At 46.2% G+C, this 19,161-nt stretch carries 17 protein-coding genes; 6 read left to right on the forward strand and 11 right to left on the reverse strand.

What is annotated here, in order from left to right:
- The first annotated feature begins 1 nt into the window (after window position 1).
- From secF to Q4Q50_RS02115, 5 genes are all read left to right on the forward strand, one after another.
- The gene (gene secF, locus Q4Q50_RS02095) at window positions 2–949 is read left to right on the forward strand and encodes a protein translocase subunit SecF (RefSeq protein WP_012587306.1); all 948 of its coding nucleotides are present in this window, start codon (window positions 2–4) and stop codon (window positions 947–949) included.
- A gap of 234 nt (window positions 950–1,183) precedes the next feature.
- Entirely contained in the window at window positions 1,184–1,501 is a 318-nt protein-coding gene (locus Q4Q50_RS02100; RefSeq protein WP_006082273.1) for a putative signal transducing protein, read from the forward strand.
- A gap of 128 nt (window positions 1,502–1,629) precedes the next feature.
- Entirely contained in the window at window positions 1,630–1,989 is a 360-nt protein-coding gene (locus Q4Q50_RS02105) for a rhodanese-like domain-containing protein (RefSeq protein WP_107404231.1), read from the forward strand.
- Between the two features lie 19 nt (window positions 1,990–2,008).
- Entirely contained in the window at window positions 2,009–2,920 is a 912-nt protein-coding gene (locus Q4Q50_RS02110) for a precorrin-2 dehydrogenase/sirohydrochlorin ferrochelatase family protein (protein ID WP_311898143.1), read from the forward strand.
- 159 nt (window positions 2,921–3,079) lie between these two features.
- Complete coding sequence (locus Q4Q50_RS02115) at window positions 3,080–3,622, forward strand: YaeQ family protein (protein ID WP_311898145.1); 543 nt, start codon at window positions 3,080–3,082, stop codon at window positions 3,620–3,622.
- Between the two features lie 83 nt (window positions 3,623–3,705).
- Here the strand turns inward: Q4Q50_RS02115 and Q4Q50_RS02120 are convergent, their stop codons facing one another.
- Window positions 3,706–6,165, reverse strand: a complete 2,460-nt coding sequence (locus tag Q4Q50_RS02120; protein ID WP_311898147.1) for a S8 family serine peptidase — start codon at window positions 6,163–6,165, stop codon at window positions 3,706–3,708.
- A 1,014-nt stretch (window positions 6,166–7,179) separates the two neighbouring features.
- Between Q4Q50_RS02120 and Q4Q50_RS02125 the strand changes: the two genes are divergently transcribed.
- Complete coding sequence (locus Q4Q50_RS02125; RefSeq protein WP_311898149.1) at window positions 7,180–7,671, forward strand: GNAT family N-acetyltransferase; 492 nt, start codon at window positions 7,180–7,182, stop codon at window positions 7,669–7,671.
- A 339-nt stretch (window positions 7,672–8,010) separates the two neighbouring features.
- Here Q4Q50_RS02125 and Q4Q50_RS02130 read toward each other — a convergent pair whose 3' ends face one another.
- The 10 genes from Q4Q50_RS02130 to Q4Q50_RS02175 all read right to left on the reverse strand — a co-directional run bounded on the left by Q4Q50_RS02130 (window position 8,011) and on the right by Q4Q50_RS02175 (window position 19,127).
- Window positions 8,011–8,427: a rhodanese-like domain-containing protein gene (locus Q4Q50_RS02130; RefSeq protein WP_012089611.1), complete on the reverse strand. Its 417-nt coding sequence runs from the start codon at window positions 8,425–8,427 to the stop codon at window positions 8,011–8,013.
- 104 nt (window positions 8,428–8,531) lie between these two features.
- The gene (locus Q4Q50_RS02135; protein WP_006082265.1) at window positions 8,532–8,744 is read right to left on the reverse strand and encodes a YgaP family membrane protein; all 213 of its coding nucleotides are present in this window, start codon (window positions 8,742–8,744) and stop codon (window positions 8,532–8,534) included.
- Window positions 8,745–8,787: 43 nt separating this feature from the next.
- Window positions 8,788–12,036, reverse strand: coding sequence for an efflux RND transporter permease subunit (locus tag Q4Q50_RS02140; protein WP_311898151.1), 3,249 nt, complete (start codon window positions 12,034–12,036; stop codon window positions 8,788–8,790).
- A gap of 35 nt (window positions 12,037–12,071) precedes the next feature.
- Entirely contained in the window at window positions 12,072–13,085 is a 1,014-nt protein-coding gene (locus Q4Q50_RS02145) for an efflux RND transporter periplasmic adaptor subunit (RefSeq protein ID WP_311898153.1), read from the reverse strand.
- A gap of 171 nt (window positions 13,086–13,256) precedes the next feature.
- Window positions 13,257–13,973, reverse strand: coding sequence for an SIMPL domain-containing protein (locus Q4Q50_RS02150; protein ID WP_006082262.1), 717 nt, complete (start codon window positions 13,971–13,973; stop codon window positions 13,257–13,259).
- A gap of 146 nt (window positions 13,974–14,119) precedes the next feature.
- Window positions 14,120–14,506, reverse strand: coding sequence for a VOC family protein (locus Q4Q50_RS02155; protein ID WP_006082260.1), 387 nt, complete (start codon window positions 14,504–14,506; stop codon window positions 14,120–14,122).
- Window positions 14,507–14,608: 102 nt separating this feature from the next.
- Window positions 14,609–15,904 carry an OmpP1/FadL family transporter gene (locus Q4Q50_RS02160; RefSeq protein WP_311898156.1) on the reverse strand — a complete coding sequence of 432 codons (1,296 nt, stop codon included), beginning with the start codon at window positions 15,902–15,904 and terminating at the stop codon, window positions 14,609–14,611.
- Between the two features lie 353 nt (window positions 15,905–16,257).
- Window positions 16,258–17,709, reverse strand: coding sequence for a sodium/proline symporter PutP (gene putP / locus Q4Q50_RS02165; protein WP_011847196.1), 1,452 nt, complete (start codon window positions 17,707–17,709; stop codon window positions 16,258–16,260).
- A 157-nt stretch (window positions 17,710–17,866) separates the two neighbouring features.
- Window positions 17,867–18,571: a DUF3379 domain-containing protein gene (locus Q4Q50_RS02170; RefSeq protein WP_311898158.1), complete on the reverse strand. Its 705-nt coding sequence runs from the start codon at window positions 18,569–18,571 to the stop codon at window positions 17,867–17,869.
- Window positions 18,564–19,127: a sigma-70 family RNA polymerase sigma factor gene (locus Q4Q50_RS02175; RefSeq protein WP_006085483.1), complete on the reverse strand. Its 564-nt coding sequence runs from the start codon at window positions 19,125–19,127 to the stop codon at window positions 18,564–18,566. The genes Q4Q50_RS02170 and Q4Q50_RS02175 overlap by 8 nt, the downstream gene beginning before the upstream one ends.
- Between the last annotated feature and the right edge of the window lie 34 nt (window positions 19,128–19,161).

A 19,161-nucleotide genomic window follows, 5' to 3' on the forward strand; every position in this document is an offset into this window, starting at 1 on the left:
AATGCTTGAAATTTTATCTTTAAAACATACGGTAAACTTCCTCCGTCATGCACTGCCTATCAGTATTATGTCGGCTGTATTGGTGCTGGGCTCGCTGGTTTCGCTCGCGACCAATGGCATCAACTGGGGTCTTGATTTCACTGGCGGTACCGTCGTTGAAATGGAGTTCACTAATCCGGTCGATTTAAACGCTCTGCGGGTGCAACTGACGACGCCTGATTCTGAAGGCGCGATTGTGCAAAACTTCGGTTCTAGCCGTGACGTATTAGTACGTTTACAGGTAAAAGAAGGCGTTAAGAGTGACGTGCAAGTTAAGTCTGTCATGGAAGCTGCGCAGAAAGTTGATCCACAGGTTCAGCAGAAGCGTGTTGAGTTCGTTGGCCCACAAGTGGGTAAAGAACTGGCTGAGCAAGGCGGTTTAGCAGTATTAGTTGCGCTTATCTGTATCATGATTTATGTGTCATTCCGTTTCGAATGGCGCCTAGCATTTGGTTCAGTGGCGGCACTGGCGCATGACGTGATCGTGACTTTAGGCGTGTTTTCGGTATTCCAATTGGAATTTGACTTGACCGTACTGGCGGGTCTATTGACTGTTGTGGGTTACTCACTCAACGATACTATCGTGGTATTTGACCGTATCCGTGAAAACTTCCTTAAGATGCGTAAAAGCGACCCTGAAGAAGTGGTTAACGTTTCCATTACTCAAACCATGAGCCGTACAATCATCACTACAGGTACAACCTTAGTGGTGGTCGTGGCCTTGTTCCTTAAGGGCGGCACTATGATCCATGGCTTTGCGACTGCATTGCTGATGGGTATTTTTGTGGGTACTTATTCTTCTATCTATGTGGCGAGTTTCTTGGCCATTAAACTGGGTATCAATCGTGAACACATGATGCCAGTTGAGATTGAGAAAGAAGGCGCAGACCAACCTCCTATGATGCCTTAAAGGTTACATTCGAGTTAAAAAGCCACCGACGAGGTGGCTTTTTTTTACCTCATTTTTGAGGTGGATCTGACATTCTGCTAGCAAACTCACAAAGTTATAGTCAGTTATGCTGTAAAAATGGAATGTTAATTAAATTAACAACTGGTGTAAAAATCAGCGCTCGACAGGCTCGGCTATTTAGCAGTAGGATGTCGGCAACCCATATTCCAGAGAGTTGTAGCCGTAGGATGTCGCATGGAAGAACGTAAAGTGTTAGTTGCTGGTGGTAATTTATTGCAAGCCCACACATGGAAAGGTTTATTAGAGGCCTGTGGTATTCATGTTGAGCTCAGAGGTGAAGCGCTATTGGGCGGGATTGGTGAGCTTCCTACAGGGATGCAAAACGTCGAGTTATGGGTGGGCGAGTCCCAACATGCGTCGGCGCAAGTGCAACTGAATGCGTTGGATGTCGAAAGCCCACAGTGGCAATGTGTGCAGTGCCATGAAACCAATGAAGGCAGTTTTGAGCTGTGCTGGCAATGCAGCTCTGAGCGCAGCGAAAGCCACAATTAGCCTTGGATAGGCAATCACCTTCGCTTTGTGCTGTGGCTGAAAGATTGCGTCTACTGGATGAGAAGATTACACTTTGCTGATAAGCTGACATTCATCATGTCATTCAATATCTTATCTAGGAGTCAGTGATGCCGCATCCCAGTGCTTTTTCCGCCCTTGTTGACGCAATTCTGCCTAACATCACCGAAGTGACCATTGAAGCCTATCAGGCTGATGATAGCTGGCATCTTGTGGATGTGCGTGAGGATCGCGAGTGGCTGCAGGATCATTTACCCCAAGCGAAACATTTAAGTCGGGGTATTTTAGAGCGTGATATCGAAGCACGTTTCCCCGATAAACATACCCCCATATTACTCTATTGCGCAGGTGGTGCGCGCTCAGCCTTGGCGGCCCATAATCTGCAACTCATGGGTTACACCTGCGTTGCCTCTTTGATTGGTGGCTATAAAGGCTGGGTACAGCGTCAACTGCCAGTCGTGCAGGATTAAGCGTTCAGGATCTCATCTAATGCAATATTTCCCCTTGTTTGTCGATACGGTTAACTTAAATGTCTTGCTGGTGGGGGCGGGTGATGTGGCGAGCCGTAAGCTGGCGCTGCTAACACGTACCGAAGCCAGTATCCATGTGATAGCCCCTGAGGTGAATCCTGAAGTGCAGCGTTATGCCGATACGGGTCGTATTCTGCTATCCCAGCGTGAAGTGGTCCACGCCGATATTCAAAATTATGATCTGGTGTATTTAGCCACGGCAAACGACAGTCTTAATGCCGAGTTGGCGACTCTAGCCACCGCGCGTGGTATTTGGGTTAATGCCGTTGATAATCCGGCATTTTGCCGTTTTATCACCCCTTCGATTGTCGATAGAGGCCGTTTAGTGGTCGCGATCAGCACTGCGGGCGCGGCACCGGTATTTGCACGCACGATTCGCTCGCGCTTAGAATCCAGCCTACCGCAATCACTCAAGCCTTTATTCGACTTTGTCGCCGATAGACGCGTCGAAGTGCAAGACAAGCTCGATTCAACCTCGAAACGTCGCTTATTTTGGGAGCGTTTTTTCGATACCAATGGCGACCGTTTCGATAGTCGTACCGCCGAGCATTACCATAATGCGTTTAATCATTTAGTTAGCCGCGGCGAAATCCTTTTGCTGGATGATGCAACCTCTGTGGACTTACTGCCGCTCGCTGCCATGCCGTTACTGCAGCGCCTCGATTGGATCTATAGCCAAGGGGAGTTGAGCGACGAATTGGCAGAATTAGTGCGTCGAGACGCCAATCGTGGTGAGTTACCCGCACTCAGTGAATTGAGCCAGCAGTACGAGCAGGGCACTCGCATGTTGCTAGTGGCTGATACGCAAAAAATCAGTCAGTTGAAGGCGCATTTCCCCATGGCTAAGCATCTGCGACCCGGCGCGATTTAATTTCTTATCGATTCAGCCTTCTGTCCGATTGCACTTTCTGTTCGATTTGATGGACGTATCTTATTGTTCGTTTGAGCTAATGCCGAGTCTCAGGTAGACTCGGCAGCCTTATTTTAGGATTTCGCTGTTTCAGGATTTCACTCTGCATTTAGGATGACTATGGCCCTCAAAGCGACCGTGTTTAAGGTCAATTTACAGATAGCCGATATGGATCGGAATTATTACCAAGACCATCAATTGACGCTTGCCCAGCATCCTTCCGAAACCGATGGCCGCATGATGGTGCGTTTACTGGCGTTTATTGTGAATGCCAGCGAAACCTTAAGTTTCAGTAAAGGTTTGTGCGTCGATGACGAGCCAGAGCTGTGGGACAAAACCCTATCAGGCGAAATTGATCTGTGGGTTGAGTTTGGTCAGGCCGATGAGAAATGGCTGCGAAAGGCCAGTGGCCGTGCCAAAGTTGTGCAGTTATTTACCTATGGTGGCCGCAGTGTACCCATTTGGTGGAAACAGAATCAGCAGGCGTTAGAGCGTTACCAGAATTTAACCGTGTGGAATATTGCCGAAGAGTCGGTCACGGCGATGGAAGCCTTTGTTGGGCGCAATATGGCATTGCAGATTTCTATCAGCGAAGGCCAAATTTGGCTATCGGATAATGAGACCAGCGTGTTGATCGAACCTGAAATCCTCAAAGATATTTAACGTATCTTGTAAAAAAAGAGCCTGCGATTGCAGGCTCTTTTCATTTATTACTTTCATTTCTCAGTAAGCGTATCGATTTGGATTTATTGGAAGCTCAGCTCCCAGCTATCAATATAACCCACATCACCACGGCCACTGTCTACGGCTTTCAACTTCCATATGCCGTTCGAATTCGCACCCGTCATATCAGCGGTATAGCTCTTGTTGATATTGGCAGCACCTGCCCCTGTGTTGCTATGCAATGTAACTGTTTTACCAGAAGGGCTGATCAGCTGTACTTTCAAGTCACCAATGTAAGGGTGGACTATGTTCACTACCGCAGTCACAGTGCCTGAATCACCGGTGCGAGTGACTGTGATTGGGCTAGTGATCCCTGCTGCTTTGTTATCAGGGATGTTGTAGTTATCAGTGTTGCTATAGCTTGCAGGCGTAGTCGGTGGAGTACCGCCGCTAGATGCTGTGTAGCTTGCTGTTAATGACACACCAGTGAAGGCCGAGTAGCCTTTCAGCATGGCGTAGTAAGTGCCTGATTGGATATTGGTGATTGGGCAAGACTCGCTATTGCCACTTTTATACGGACGGCAATCATAGTTAGCTGTAGTTGGCGCTGCACCATATTGCACATACAAGTCCGCATCACCTGTACCACCGTTCATTACAAAGCCTAAGTTAGTTGCGCCTTGTGGTACGTCAAAGGAGAAGTGCAGTTCTTCACTCGCTGCGCCGCCTAAGCCTGTTTTAGCCACACCGTTAACTAACACGCCATCGGTTGGTGTTGGATCAACCGGACCCGTTGGGCCAGTACAAGAGGCATCTAAGAAGGTTTTCGCGGCAACTGCATTGACTAAACCGTAACCATAGTAGTTGTCACGACCCGCAGTACCAAGATCTTCTGCGGTCATTTTCAATGCGTTACGAACTTGCGCGGCACTACACTCTGGGTGATAGCTCCAGACTAAGGTTGCAACACCTGACACATGTGGCGTCGCCATCGAAGTACCGTTGTAGTACTCGTAATCTTTATTGCCTTGGTTGCTGACTGTTGCTGTCGCGCCCAATTGATTACGCAGTGCTAAACCTGTTGCGCGATCCACAGACACGGAAACCATATTGATTTCACTGTTTGCATCGACAAGGAAGGGGTTTTGTAAGCCCGGTAATGCCGCGTTACTGTAAACAATCGCCGCACTGGCACCGGCATTTTTACAGGCTTTAGCCGCATTGATTTCTGGGTAACTTGTGCCTTGATTGCCAACACGTTCCACTAAACAGATTTTATTGGTCATGTTGCCGCAGTTGAAGCTAGTTCCGCTGACGCTACATTCGGCAAGTGTGGCTGTCGCTGTGCCATTGTATGGCGCAGGCACATAGCTGCCGCCCGATGAAATGAGGCGATTATGTGGCACGACACCTGAATCAAAGTAAGACTGACCACCGATAGTGATATCGGCTAAACGGCCTTCGCCACGGGTAACCGTCGACAGAATCGCTTCACCTGGGCCAGATATTTCCACTTGGTTGGTGTATTGGGAAAATGCCGAGTGATCTTTATGATTATCCACAGAGGCGACTGACATCACGCCATCGTAGGATGCTGGATAGCTGTGAGCACTATTGCCATCGTTACCTGCAGCGGCAATCAAGAGCACACCATTGTTATAATGTGCAGCCAGAGCGTTACGCTCAGTGGTGCTGGAACCCGCGCCACCTAAACTCATAGTGACAACGTTAGCGCCGTTGGCAACACAAGTATCTACTGCGGCCACTAAGGATGAAGAGTAACCCCAGCCCGATTCGTTAAACACTTTTACGACATGAATATTGGCAGTTTGATTTGGCATTACGCCGATCACGCCGTCATTGTTAGCAATCGCCGCAATCGTGCCAGCAACGTGAGTGCCGTGGGCGTTGTTGTTGCCCGGCTCAAACCAGTTGCCTGTACCTGAGTTATTGGTACCCGTGACATTGTTGCCACCCAATTCGCTGTGGCTACGGTCGTAGCCAGAATCGATAATACAAATCGTGCGGTTGCCCGCTTGGCTATCGCTTAACTGAGTCGCCCCCACAAAGGTTTGGCCCCAGGGAGTGCTTTCACTCAGTAAGTGACGCGGCATGTCTTCTTCAACATATTCCACATCGGCGCGTTTCTTTAAGGTATTGATGCCGTTAGCATCGAGTTTGACCGAGTAGCTGTTACTGCGGCCGATACGCTTCATTTCTTTCGCTTGCACTTTATTCAATGCAGTGTGCTGTGAACTGATTTCCGCCATTTGTGGCTGATAATTCATCGTGCTTGGCAGCGTATCAGTTGTCGCGTCACTCGCTTGCTGATCACTCATTGATTGCACATTACTGGCCGACATAATGGCCGCTGCATCGGCGTTTTTAAATTTCACAATGTAACGCTTTGGCAGTGGAGAGGTTTGTGCTTGTAATTCTGCGGCAAAACCTGGGGCTTGTGGTGCTGCTTGTACACCGGCTGAGATCGCAATAGCTAAGCTTGAAAGGCTTAACGCTATTTTAGTGGTTCTGTTGATTGTCATGTTCTTCTTCCATGGTCAATTTAGTGTTAATCATTATTATTTTATGTTTCATAAGAATAACTACGACTCAGATGCTACTCGGTTAGTGAATTTATCTGCGACTAAAGTATTTGTAAATCAATTGTTAATGGTATGGCTGCTTGTAAAAATCTAGATTTTATAAGCAGTTAATGTGAATATAAATTCAAAATGTAACGAGTTGTAACCAAATTCTATTCAAATTTTTGTTTTTTTATGTGGTAAAAATGAATAAGCAAATGCGAATTTACGGTCAATATGAGTACTTTATATTGATTTGTTTGTTTCCATGGTATTGAAATTTATACATATATTTTTTTGTGATTACAAATAACTAAATTTAGCTTTAAAGTTTAAGGATAATAATGAGATTTTCTCAAGTGATTGATTATGCGAAATTGTTGCAAAATCCTGTCAAGGGAGTGGCGGTTGCCAATTCATTGACGACGGTTAAGCCATTCACGCTAATTTGTTGACGTGTTTTTTGAAGGGGAATGTGAGCGGCAAAACGAGAAGTGAAAGCATGCGATGTGGCTGATAACGGAAAATACTGAGTGTTACATTATCCAAAATAGCGGTTCAGGATATGAGCTACCATTGCGAACTCGTACATGCTTCAATTATGTTTGTGAGGCTAATTATGTCGGTAACTTTCAATTAAAAATTTTAAATAATCTTATTTATTTTTCATCGTTAGAACAGTCTAAAAATATATTCATTTAAATAATCATAACGCCCATTAGTGTGGCGCTTTACTTCTAATAATCTGCATGTATAAGCTTGAATTTTTAGCATTTTTATAAAATTTAACATATAAGCATTTTGCCTAATAGCGTGTCTATTGGATGGGTGGTAAGTTAAATTAATTCATGAGGTTAAGTGTTTTCTTGTGGCATGGTTTAAGCGAGTGAGTGCACGAATTTAAGGCTGTGCACTATAAATCCTAAATTGGAGTAAATAAAAATTATAAAAAATATAACATCTAAGCGGATCGTATTGATATCTTCTTCAGCTGATCATCTTCATATAGAGCTTGAAACACCACAGTTACTTGCGGAAAAATTAAATGCAATTGTTTCAAATGCTTGGCCTAGTGGTGAATACGATTGTGATGCAATGGCGTTTTTCCTTGCTTGCTATGAAAATGGCGGTGAAGCAGCAAAAGGTTGGTATGGCTGGTATGCAGTTGATATTAATCCTGTGTCAGGAGAGAGAACGCTAGTTGGCTCTGGTGGTTACTTTGGACCTCCAGATAGTCATGGTATGGTTGAAATTGGTTATTCAGTGCTACCTGAGTGGCAGCGTCGTGGCTATGCTACTGAAATTGTTAATACACTCGTTTCCCATGCTTACTCTTTTGAAAAAACAAAGAACATTATTGCTCATACTTTAGCGGAAAATGAAGCATCAAAAAGGGTTTTGATTTCCAATGGTTTTAGTGAGACTGGCGTTAATGAAGGTCATCTACGTTTTGAACATGTTAGATAGTTAATTTTTTGCTATACATCGGCTCATTTATGTTACTTGTGTAGCAGCGAAAACGATTATTAATTTTTATCTGAATCGATTTACGCTAATAAGACACTTCAATATCTCGCCATTCACCCGCTATCTTAGAAGTCTAATGTTGGGGTGGATAAAAAGCTTTTTATATAAAGCAATGTTGATTGATAGGCTATTGCTTAAAGTAAGCTTATTCACTTAGACAATAAAAAAGCGCCTTAGGGCGCTTTTAGCCGTTAAACCTTGAATGACTAGAGCGAGGTGACAGTGCTTAAGTGATTAACGCTTGCTTCCCCGCACTAGAGCCTATTCGATGGCTGTGAATTACTTAGCGGGCGTTTTTTGCGCTTCAACTAAGGTGGAGTAACCGCCACCATTATAGGTTTGAGTGTATCCAGCAGCGACTAAGGCTTCGGTTGCGACACTGCTACGGCGACCACTGCGGCAATACAAGACAACAGGGGCATCTTTGGCGATGCCGCGCTTAGCAAACTCCTCTGCCACTTGCTCAAAGGGAATATTTACCGCATTGGCTAGATGACCTTCGGCAAACTCCTCAGGCGTTCTGACATCGAGCACCATAGCGCCAGCGGCAATTTTATCCCATGCGATTACAGGATCTTGGTTGGTGGCGCTGGCCATCATGGGCATTAGTAGCAGTGGCATGAGTACCAGCGACTGCAGGCTTAACAGGGCTAAGCGCATTAGGCTTTGGCCACGGATTACTAGGTTGTGGGTCACTTTATCTCTCCTTGACGATCTTTTGGGCAAGCTTGTTTTAGCCAAGCGGTTACTTGCTTACCTAACTCTTAAGTCTTAACTATTAAGTAGTGACTTTGTGTGGCTTAGCTTTGCTTGGCAATTTCAGCCTCTGATTTTACACCCAATTTGCGTAAAACCATGGCGGCAGGGCAAAAACCAGTAAAAGCACTTTGGAACAGGTTAGCGCCAACAAATGCGGTTAACCACAGAAAGTTGTGGTGCACATAGGCGGTTAACACCAGTGACAGTAACACCATAAATCCGGCAAAAGCCATAATGCTGCGTTCTAATGACATACCTTACTCCTTGAGGCAGCCTAGGCGACTGCCTTTGTTGTGGTTAGTTTTGTGTTTGTGTCTGTATCTGAATAGTATTCATGCGGTTTTTCATTGCTGTGTAGTACAGCACTGGGATAACAACTAAGGTCAGTATGGTCGAGATAAAAATACCAAAGATAAGACTGATCGCTAAGCCATTGAAAATCGGATCATCAAGGATAAACAGCGCCCCTATCATGGCCGCTAATGCGGTGAGCATAATGGGTTTGGCCCGCACGGCACCCGAGTGGATCACTGCCCGCTCAAAGGGCACGCCGGATGCAGTTTCTTGATTGATAAAATCGACCAATAATATCGAGTTACGCACAATAATCCCCGCCAGCGCTATCATGCCTATCATGGACGTCGCGGTGAATTGCGCTCCGAGCAGGGCATGGCCTGGCATTACACCAATCACAGTTAATGGGATTGGCGCCATGATGATGAGCGGCACGAGATACGATCTAAACTGCGCCACTACCAAGAGATAAATGGCGATCATGCCGACCGCATAGGCGATGCCCATGTCTCTAAAGGTTTCGTAGGTGATTTTCCACTCGCCATCCCACAACACGGCGACCGAGTCTAGCCCTGTGGGTTGGTGAATATAATGTTGATCAAACCCTAAGCCATCGGCGCCATCAATTTTGCCCGCCATGTCGAACATGCCGTAGAGTGGGCTGTCCAGTGGCCCCGACATATCGGCGACGACCATGATCATAGGGATCATATTCTTATGGATAATCGGTGCATCGATTTTGCCGCGTTTGATGGTAACTAGCTCAGAGACAGGCACAGATTGCCCCGTTTGGCTCAGTAACTTCATATTCAGCACTTGCTCTAAATCGACTTTCGCACCTTCGTTTAATTGCAGGCGGATCGGTATCGGTTGTTTTTGCTGGGCTTGATGTAAATAACTCACATCTTTGCCGCCAACGGAGGTGGCAATCAAGTCGACAATATTGCTGTAGGGCACGGCCATCAGGCTGGCTTTACTGCGGTCGATCATCACTTGCCATTTTTGCTGGGCAGCGGGCAAGAAAATATCGATATCGACCACATCTTTGGTTTCATGGAACAGCGCCTGCATCTCGTAAGCGGCTTGCTCGCGGATTGCGGGGCTTGGGCCATACACTTCGGCAACCAGCGGCGACCACACTGGCGGTCCAGGTGGCACTTCAACTACTTTGATATTGGCTTGATATTGCTCGCCAATTTGCTGCAGATCGTCTCGCACCGATACCGCTATGCTGTGGCTGTCGCGTTTGCGGTGTTTTTTATCGACTAGGTTCACTTGAATGTCGCCAAGCTCTTGGCTGTGACGCAGGAAGTAGTGGCGCACTAAGCCGTTAAAGTTCATAGGCGCGTTAGTGCCCGCATACAATTGCAGATGATCGACTTCAGGGACGGTTGTTAGGTAGCGACTCAAATCCTGCAATACTCTTTGTGTTTGCTCTACGGGAGTGCCTTCTGGCATGTCAACCATCACTTGAAACTCGGACTTATTATCGAAGGGCAGCATTTTAAGCACCACGAGCTGACCCACGGGGAGCGCGACGGCGATACCGATCAACACAAATACGCCGGCAGCCAGTCCCACTCTTGCCTTGCGGGAATTTTTACCCAGCAGGAAAGGACCAATTAAGTGAGTAAAGAGGCGCACCATCTTAGTTTCAGCTTCATCCTCGTGTGAGGCTTGGGCGCTATCGTGCTTGTCATTGTGTTTCAGCAGTTTACGACTGAGCCAAGGAGTGACCACAAATGCCACTACGAGGGAAATTAACATGCCCATACTGGCGTTGATGGGAATCGGGCTCATGTAAGGCCCCATTAAGCCTGACACAAAGGCCATCGGCAGCAGTGCCGCGATAACAGTGAACGTCGCCAGAATCGTCGGGCCACCGACTTCATCGACCGCCACAGGGATAAGCTCACTAAAGGACTTTTTGCCGAGCGCCATGTGCCGGTGGATGTTTTCAACCACGACTATGGCATCGTCGACCAAGATGCCGATAGAGAAAATCAAGGCGAACAAGGACACGCGGTTTAGGGTAAATCCCCACGCCCAAGAGGCGAAAAGGGTGATCGCCAGCGTGATAATAATGGCCACACCTACGACTAAGGATTCGCGTGCGCCCATGGTTAAAAAGACCAGTACGACTACGGCGCTGGTGGCAAAAATCAGTTTTAAAATAAGGGTGTTAGATTTATCCGCCGCGGTTTCGCCATAGTTACGTGACACTGTGACTTCGACATTCGCGGGGATCAATACATTGTCGACCTTAGCAATCCGCTCAATCACACTGTCGGCGATATCGACGGCATTTTGTCCCGCTTGTTTACCGATAGCGATAGTGACGGCGGGATAAATATCGGTTTTATCTGCGTGCCAAACGCTCTGTTTAGGAATATCACTCTTCAAGCTGATTTCGGCAATATCCGCCAAATAAATCGGAATATGCTTGCCTTGTTTATCTTGATAGACACTGACAACTAGTTGTTTGAGATCGTCTATGGATTGTAAAAATTGCCCAGCCTGAACTTTAATCTCTTGATTACCTTGCACTAAGGATGCAGGCATAGAGACCATATTATTGTCATTTAGACTCTGTCTTAACTTGTCGTAGGTCAGATTAAAGCTGTTCATCTTGGCGGGATCGATACGTATGTTGGCCACCATGTCGTGCTGACCTACGGTATAGATTTCGCGGGTACCGGGAATGCGCTTAATTTCGGTTTCTAATCCAAGGGCGACATGGGTCAGTTGCTCGGCAGAGACTTGTCTGTCCTTTGACCACAAGGTCAAACTGACAATGGGCACATCATCGATGCCGCGGGGTTTAATTAGCGGATCGCCCACCCCTGCGCCTCTTGGCAATTTATCCATATTGGAATAAATCTGGTTGTACAGGCTGACGATGGCATCATTGCGCGCGACGCCGACCTTAAAGATGACGATAATCAGCGCGCCATCGGGTTGGGAGAACGAGTACAGAGTATCTATGCCTTTGATTTCGGAGATCACTTGTTCCGCTGGCAAGGTGACTAAGTTTTCAACTTCGGTAGGTGTCGCGCCGGGAAAAGGAATAAACACGTCGGCAAAGGTGACATCAATCTGTGGCTCTTCTTCCTTTGGCGTCACCAAAATAGCAAATAAGCCGAGTAAGAGTCCGAGAAGCGCTAATAGCGGCGTGATGGCGCTATTTTGGAAGGCGGCGGCAATTCGTCCGGAAATCCCAAGTGTGGTTTGTGGTACTGGAGCATGTTTCATAAAACAACCTCGACAAAGCTTAAGTCGCTGGGAATTTATTGCTTTTTGCTGAGCAACACTTGGTAGGCATCAAGGGCAACCTTGTCACCCGACTTCAGGCCCGCCAGCACTTCGACCTCGCCATCTATGGGACTAGCGACACGGACTTGGGTGAGTACAAATTCTTCGCCTTTTTTAAGGTAAACGCTGCTCAGTTCGTTCATTGTCAGTAGCGCTGAGGTGGGCAATTGAATTTTTTCTCGCTCGCCATTTTTAAATGAAGCCTTTGCCCAACTGCCGGGTTGAAGATTGGCTTCATTTTCTGGCAGATTAATGCGTACTTGATAACTGTGGCTGACGGGATCGGCGAAACTAAAAATCGTGAGGTCGGTTGAGGTTAACTCACGGCCATCACTTAAACGGACGAGAAATTCAGGGGCATTTTTAAGTTGGTTAATGTAACGCTGTGGCACTTGGGTAATGGCGCGCATTTGACTCGCGGAAAACCCTGAAAGTAGCGCTTGTCCTGGGCTCACGGTTTCGCCCAGTTCGACAAAACGCTCTGTGACTACACCACTAAAAGGCGCTGAAACGACAGTGTATTTTAAGGATTCGCTGGCTTTGATAACGCGGGCTTGTGCTGCACTGACGGCCTGTTCTGTTGCTTTAGCATTGGCGGTGGCTTCATCCATCGCGCCCTTAGAAATCGCGCCTTGGGGGAATAATTCTTTATAACGTTTATATTGCGCCTGTGCTTCGACATTCAAGGCTTTGGCTTTAGCTAAATCGGCCTCAAAGCTCGCCAGTTCAGCGCCTTGCTCTTTACTGGTGATCTCCAGTAGCGCAGCTCCCTCTGGGACAACATCGTTAACATCGTAGTTGAGTTTGACAATACGGCCAGAGGTTTGCGCTGACACAGTCGCCGCTTTTACTGCTTCTATGGTGGCATCTAAGTTGACCCAGTTGGCGTAGGGTTTAGTTAAGACTTCGATGGTTTCGACTGAGGCAGCCTGAACTTGAGTACTGGCAAGCGCCAGCAGTAAGAAAAGAACGCGAGAAATTGACGTCATAATTTATATCATCCCAGATGCAATTCATGAGTAAATTCTAATGGAGTTGTTTTCAATAGGCAATCAATATTTATTAGAAAAATTTAATATAGTGTATTTTCCTAATTTAGGAATAAGGCCCATAAGTGCCTTATTCCCATAGTTTCAGTGAGTTCCGACTAAGCCTAATATTTAGTCATTTAAATAGTAGGTGAGTGTGGACACAATGCGAATTTGTTTAATGTAAGGCGTGCTGTTATCGCGATCCGAAATAGTAAACTGGCCTTGACTGGCGGTTTTAATTTTTCCGAGGCGAGAATCTGAATCCTTAGCAAATTTTTCCGCCACTTCACGGGCATTTTGAGTGGCTTCTTGCACCATCACAGGCTTGACTGAGTTGAGATCGGTAAACAGGAATTCGGTGCGATTATCATACTCTTGGCTGGCGATCGCTATGCCTTCCTTCACTAAGCTAATCATCTGCTTACGGGTATTGAGCATTAAATCAATTTGCGGGGTATAAACCGACAAATTCACCTTTGCCGAGTAACGGTATCTGACATTGGGATCGACATAACCTTGGGCTTGGCGATCTTCAATTGAAGGTAATGAAATCGTAATTTCGCTATCGCTAAAGCCTTGTTCCTTTAAAAACGCCACAACGCGGTCGGTTTTTTGCTGAACCGTCTCGTAGAGTTTAGGCAGATTATTATCGACCTCAGTGAAATTGATTGGCCAAATCGCTACATTGGCTTTGACTTCTTTTTCCGCTAAGCCCTTGACTGTCACTGTGCGTTCCATAGCTTTCATCTGCAATAACGCTGTGCTCGCTGTCTGACCAACATACACAAGCCCAGCACAAAGGAAACCGCCCAGCAGCAGGGCAGGAAGGATGTTATTTTTTTCCATAAAAAGAATCTCTTGATTAGATAAACTCAGCCTACGATACCCAATAAACCTAAGTCATGCACTGGGTTTATTCGGGATAGATACCGCTTAAGATTTGAGGGAGACAAGTTGGCGATATCAGCTTGATGTCGCTTTATTGAGACGGGCTATTTTTCCGGAGGAATAACACTTGGCTGCCATAATTCGACTTTATTGCCGTCGGGATCGATAAACCAACCAAAGCGGCCAAACTCTGAATCTTCAATGCCACCCACGAGCTGACCGCCACCTTGTTCGACCTGCATGAGCGCCTGCGCCAGATCATCAACGATAAAATTGAACATAAAGCTCTTATCTGAAGGCTCAAAATAGTCAGTGCTATGGGCGAAGGGCGTCCAAACATGGTAGCCGAGTGTCGCTTTATCTGTGTGATAAAACGCGGCGCCGCCCCAGTTTTCAATGGGGACCTGAAGATGGGTTTTATACCAAGTTGCCAAGGTAACGGGATCTGCACTTTTAAAGAAAATTCCACCGAGTCCAATGACTTTAGCCATAGCCGTAGCTGCGTTTACAGGAGTATGAATTAACTTTAGGCAATAAATGCTTAAGATACAAAAAAGCCGCAAAAAATGCGGCTTTTGGGTTAAGCGTTTAGCTTAGAACTGGTAGCTGTATTGAACTGAGTAGTACATACCACTTGACTCAGTAATTGCATTAACAGGACCTGTGATAGCACTGTTTTCGATCAGGTGAACTTTTTCACCTTTAATATAAGCGATACCAAAGTCAACGGTGTTTTGTGGGTTGATGTGGTAGCTCATACCCGCTGTATACCAGTTACGGTCAGAGTCAGGGAATGAAATTGAGCTAATTTCGTCCACAACACCTTGGTCATGCATATAACCTGCACGAACGGTGAATTGTTCGTTGATAGTATAAGTACCACCTAGGCTGAATAACCATGAATCTTTCCATTGGTATTCTTTCAGAGCAACATCACCTACGGCTTGAGTCACTCCAACAGCTGCAATCGTGGCTGTACCATCTTTAGCCGTGATTTGATCAAAGTTGCCCCACTGTGTGTGCTGCGCAGTATAGTGCAGAGCAAACTTAGGGGTGATTTGATGGAAACCTGCAACTTGGAAGATATCCGCTAGTGGAACATCTAAGCTATCAAAATTGGTCGCAACCGGAACAGTACCTACACCAGGAATGGTTGTCATCGAGACGGTATTGATATCACCTTCAACATTCACTGTCGGGCTGAAACGATAGCTGATACCGAAACGGTTATCTTTATCTAGCTCAATAGTGGCACCCACTATACCACCGAAGGCCCAGCCGTCAGCGTCGACGTCAACCAAAGGCGTAGTGCCCATGTTACGGGTTAAACGACCTTCACCGTAGATGGCATCCACACCCGCACCGATACTGAACATTTCATTAATACGGTATGAAAGGCTGGCGTTAAAGTTAACCGTTGTGACTTCTGTTTCGCCGAGTAAATCATAAGGTGCTGGTGAGTTTGCAGGTAAACTCTTTGAAAGTGAGCTGGCATCGGTACCGGTACCAAAGTTAGAAAACGCAGCAAAGCCCACGGCGAACTTATCGTCGATTGGGTGGATGTAGAAAATATTAGGGATAATTTTAGAGCTACCCGCATCATCGATGCTGCCTAAGTCAACGGCACCACCGGCAAAGTTAACGTCTTTAACATCAACAGTAATATCGGCATAAGTTAAGCCGAATGAGATCGCATCTTTATCGAATAATGCCATAGCAGCAGGGTTACGTGATAACACAGAAGCGTTATCGGCAATAACCGCATCACCAGCAAATGCACGGCCCATACCTGTGGCTGATTGACTGTTGAGTTGAAAACCTGAAGCTAAGGTTTGAGTACTTGCTAATGCGACAGAAACGGCAATGAGTGTCTTGTTGAATGTTTTCATTATAATTCTCTCTATTTTTTATAAGTATTGGATTTTTATTCGGTCCTAGTCAGCCGAAAGTATTTAAATCCATTTATTAGTATTCGGCATCTTATGGACTGAATCTACCCTCAACAAGTCCGACCAGATGTGAAAATTGTTAATTTTCAGTTAATTAAAAACCTTTAAAACAGAGGTTGAACTTTAGTACGCTTGAATGGTCTGGCCAGATGCTTGATATGAAGGGCTTTGGGTTTAACGATAGGTTTCAATTGACGTTAACGGTTTGTAATTGTGTGTTGAGTATTTAAAAGGATACAAAATGTAAAAAGCGCACAAGTGTGCGCTTTTTAAGTTATACAAGCGTGTCGAAACTAAAGTGCAGACTTAAATTGTTCGAACTCTGTTGTTACATTTTCACTCGGTGCAGACAATTTGCTCACCAAAATACCGGCAAATGTGGCGAATACAAATCCTGGCAGGATTTCGTATAGTTCGAAAATACCCCCCGTCAGTTGCTTCCAAATTACGACCGTTAATGCGCCGACAATAATAGTAGCAATGGCGCCATTACGGCTGTATTGCTTCCAAAATAGCGATAACAAGACCACAGGACCAAAGGCCGCACCAAAGCCAGCCCATGCATAACTCACAAGGCTTAATACACTGCTTTCAGGATTAAGGGCAATGATGCCTGCGATCACGGCAATCGCCAGCACGCCCATGCGACCGACCATCATCAACTCGCGGTCATCCGCTTGTGGGCGTAACCATTTACGGTAAAAATCTTCAGTGATAACACTTGAGCACACCAGTAACTGTGAATCTATAGTGCTCATGATGGCCGACAAAATGGCCGCGATGAGTAGACCACCAATCCAAGGATTAAACGCGGCTTGGGCTAAATGAATAAATACCGTTTCTGAATTCGCTAGTGGGGCGTTAGCGAAATACAGAGAACCAGCAATACCTGTGGCTAATGCGCCAATTAAAGATAAGACCATCCAGCTCATGGCAATACGGCGCGATAAGGGCAGGGCATCGGCACTGCCTATCGCCATAAAGCGCGACAAAATATGCGGCTGACCAAAATAGCCAAGACCCCATGCGAGTAAAGACAACATGCCTATCACTGTGGTTTTGTCGCTGACCAAGGCCAACATCGCAGGATCGATAGTTTCAATTCCGGCGTGGCTTTCAGGGTGAGAGAAAACGGCAAAGGGGACGATTAAGAGGGCGACAAGCATCAAACAGCCTTGAAAGAAGTCTGTCCAACACACAGCAAAGAAGCCACCAATAAAGGTGTAACCGACTATGATGGCTGAGCCAATCACCAGCGCCACTGTGTAATCGAGACCAAAGACCTTTTCAAATAGAATCGCGCCACCGACCATGCCTGAGGAAGCATAGAAAGTGAAAAACACTAAAATAGTGATTGCGGAGACGAGCTTGAGATAGCCCTGGGTATCGTGGAAACGTTTCTCGAAGAAATCCGGTAAGGTGAGGGCGTTATCGGCGAGTTGAGTGTAAATACGCAGTCGTCTGGCGACAAATAGCCAGTTTAGCCAAGCGCCAAAAATTAATCCTATGCCAATCCAAGCTTCACCTAAGCCGCCTAAGTAAACCGCGCCGGGTAAACCCAGTAACAGCCAACCTGACATATCGGATGCACCCACACTGAGTGCGGTCACAGCGGGGCCCATTTTGCGGCCACCTAAAATATAATCATCAACAGTATCGGTAGCACGGTAAGCCCAAAAACCTATGCCCATCATCAATACTAAGTAACCAACAAATGTGATTAAAATCGGGGTTTCAATCGTCATCTTGCCTTTTCCCATCTTGTTATTATTAAAAGTGGCAAGCATGCTACCAGATGTTTGAACAATCGCCCATTAGCAGATAGAAGTGTGATTAAAATCTAACCTCCGATCGCGTGAAAATATCGGAGGTTAATTTAAAAATAGCCGAGATAAGATGGGGTTAGATGAAGGTGTTCTTGATTTCGTCTTTTACATAGCTAAGGTCTGCTTTATCTTCACCTATAAGTAAAATAAACGCATCGGGTGTTTCAAAGCCCATTCCTTGGTATTTGCCATCGGCGAAGGTTTGGTCTAACACCATACGTTTTTCGAGTGGCACGATAAAGAGTGTGACCTTGCTTTGCTCGCCCTGTAGCACTAAGTGCAGGCTTTTCACCCCTTGAAAATCGCAATAGGAGGTGTAATACACTTTGCCCGGTTGTTGGGTGAACTTGGCATTGCCAAAGTCTTTCATCGACGCGAGCTGCGCATTGACCTGATTAAAGTTGACGTTTTGATCCACCTGTAAAGCAACACCTTCATGGTAGACATGGGCCAGTGCATGTTCGGCTAAATCGATTGGCCCTAAACGCAATAGACTAAAACTGATCCCCACCACAAATGCCACCGAGGCCGCCATCGCCACTAAAAAGCCCGTCTGACGGCGGTGTTTATGGTGTTGTTGTAACTGCTGACGCAAAATCAGTTTATCGGCGAGATCGTCCGCCACCTCTACTTTCAATGCATTTGTCAGTTTGGCATCAAGGTTTTTGAGCTCATTGATTAAGGCTTGGTTTTCTGGCTTAGCATTAATTTGCGCCAGAAAATCAGCATCTTGATTATGAGGATCTTCATAAGCTTGACGTCTAAATTTAAGCTCATCCATTGGATTGACCTCTCACATCATTCTTCTCAAGTAATTCTTTCAATTGGCTCCTCGCCCGAAATAAACGCGTCATTACGGTGTTGCGATTGAGCTCCATCAGCTCGGCAATTTCATCGCCGCTAAAGCCACCAATCAGTTGGAGTAAGAGTGGCTCGCGGTATTCGATATCCAGCTTGCCAATTTGCCGACGGATCAGATATTGCTCGGTCTGCTCTTCACTGCTATTGGAGATATTGTCCTCTAAGGTATCTTGCTCAACGTCGGAATAATCGAACTGTTTACGCTCGAAACGCCGTGCATTCTCACGCCTAAGAATCGTGATCAGCCATGCCTTCGCCGCTTTATCATCCTTGAGGGAATCCAAAGAGCGCCACGCCCGCAAGAAGGTTTCTTGGGTAATGTCTTCAGCCACGTGTTTATCGCCGCATAACCAGTAGGCGTAACGGAAGATGTCTGCATGTAGCGCCTTGACTAGGCTGTTGTATCGTCGTTGTTTACTTAGCATGTCAGAAGAGACCGCGGGCTCGACGGATTTCTTACGCCAGTTAGCAAACATTTTTATTTTTTCGGCTTGTTGGCTGAATGTTTAG

This window comes from Shewanella scandinavica, assembly GCF_031932065.1.
GTDB lineage: Bacteria > Pseudomonadota > Gammaproteobacteria > Enterobacterales > Shewanellaceae > Shewanella > Shewanella baltica.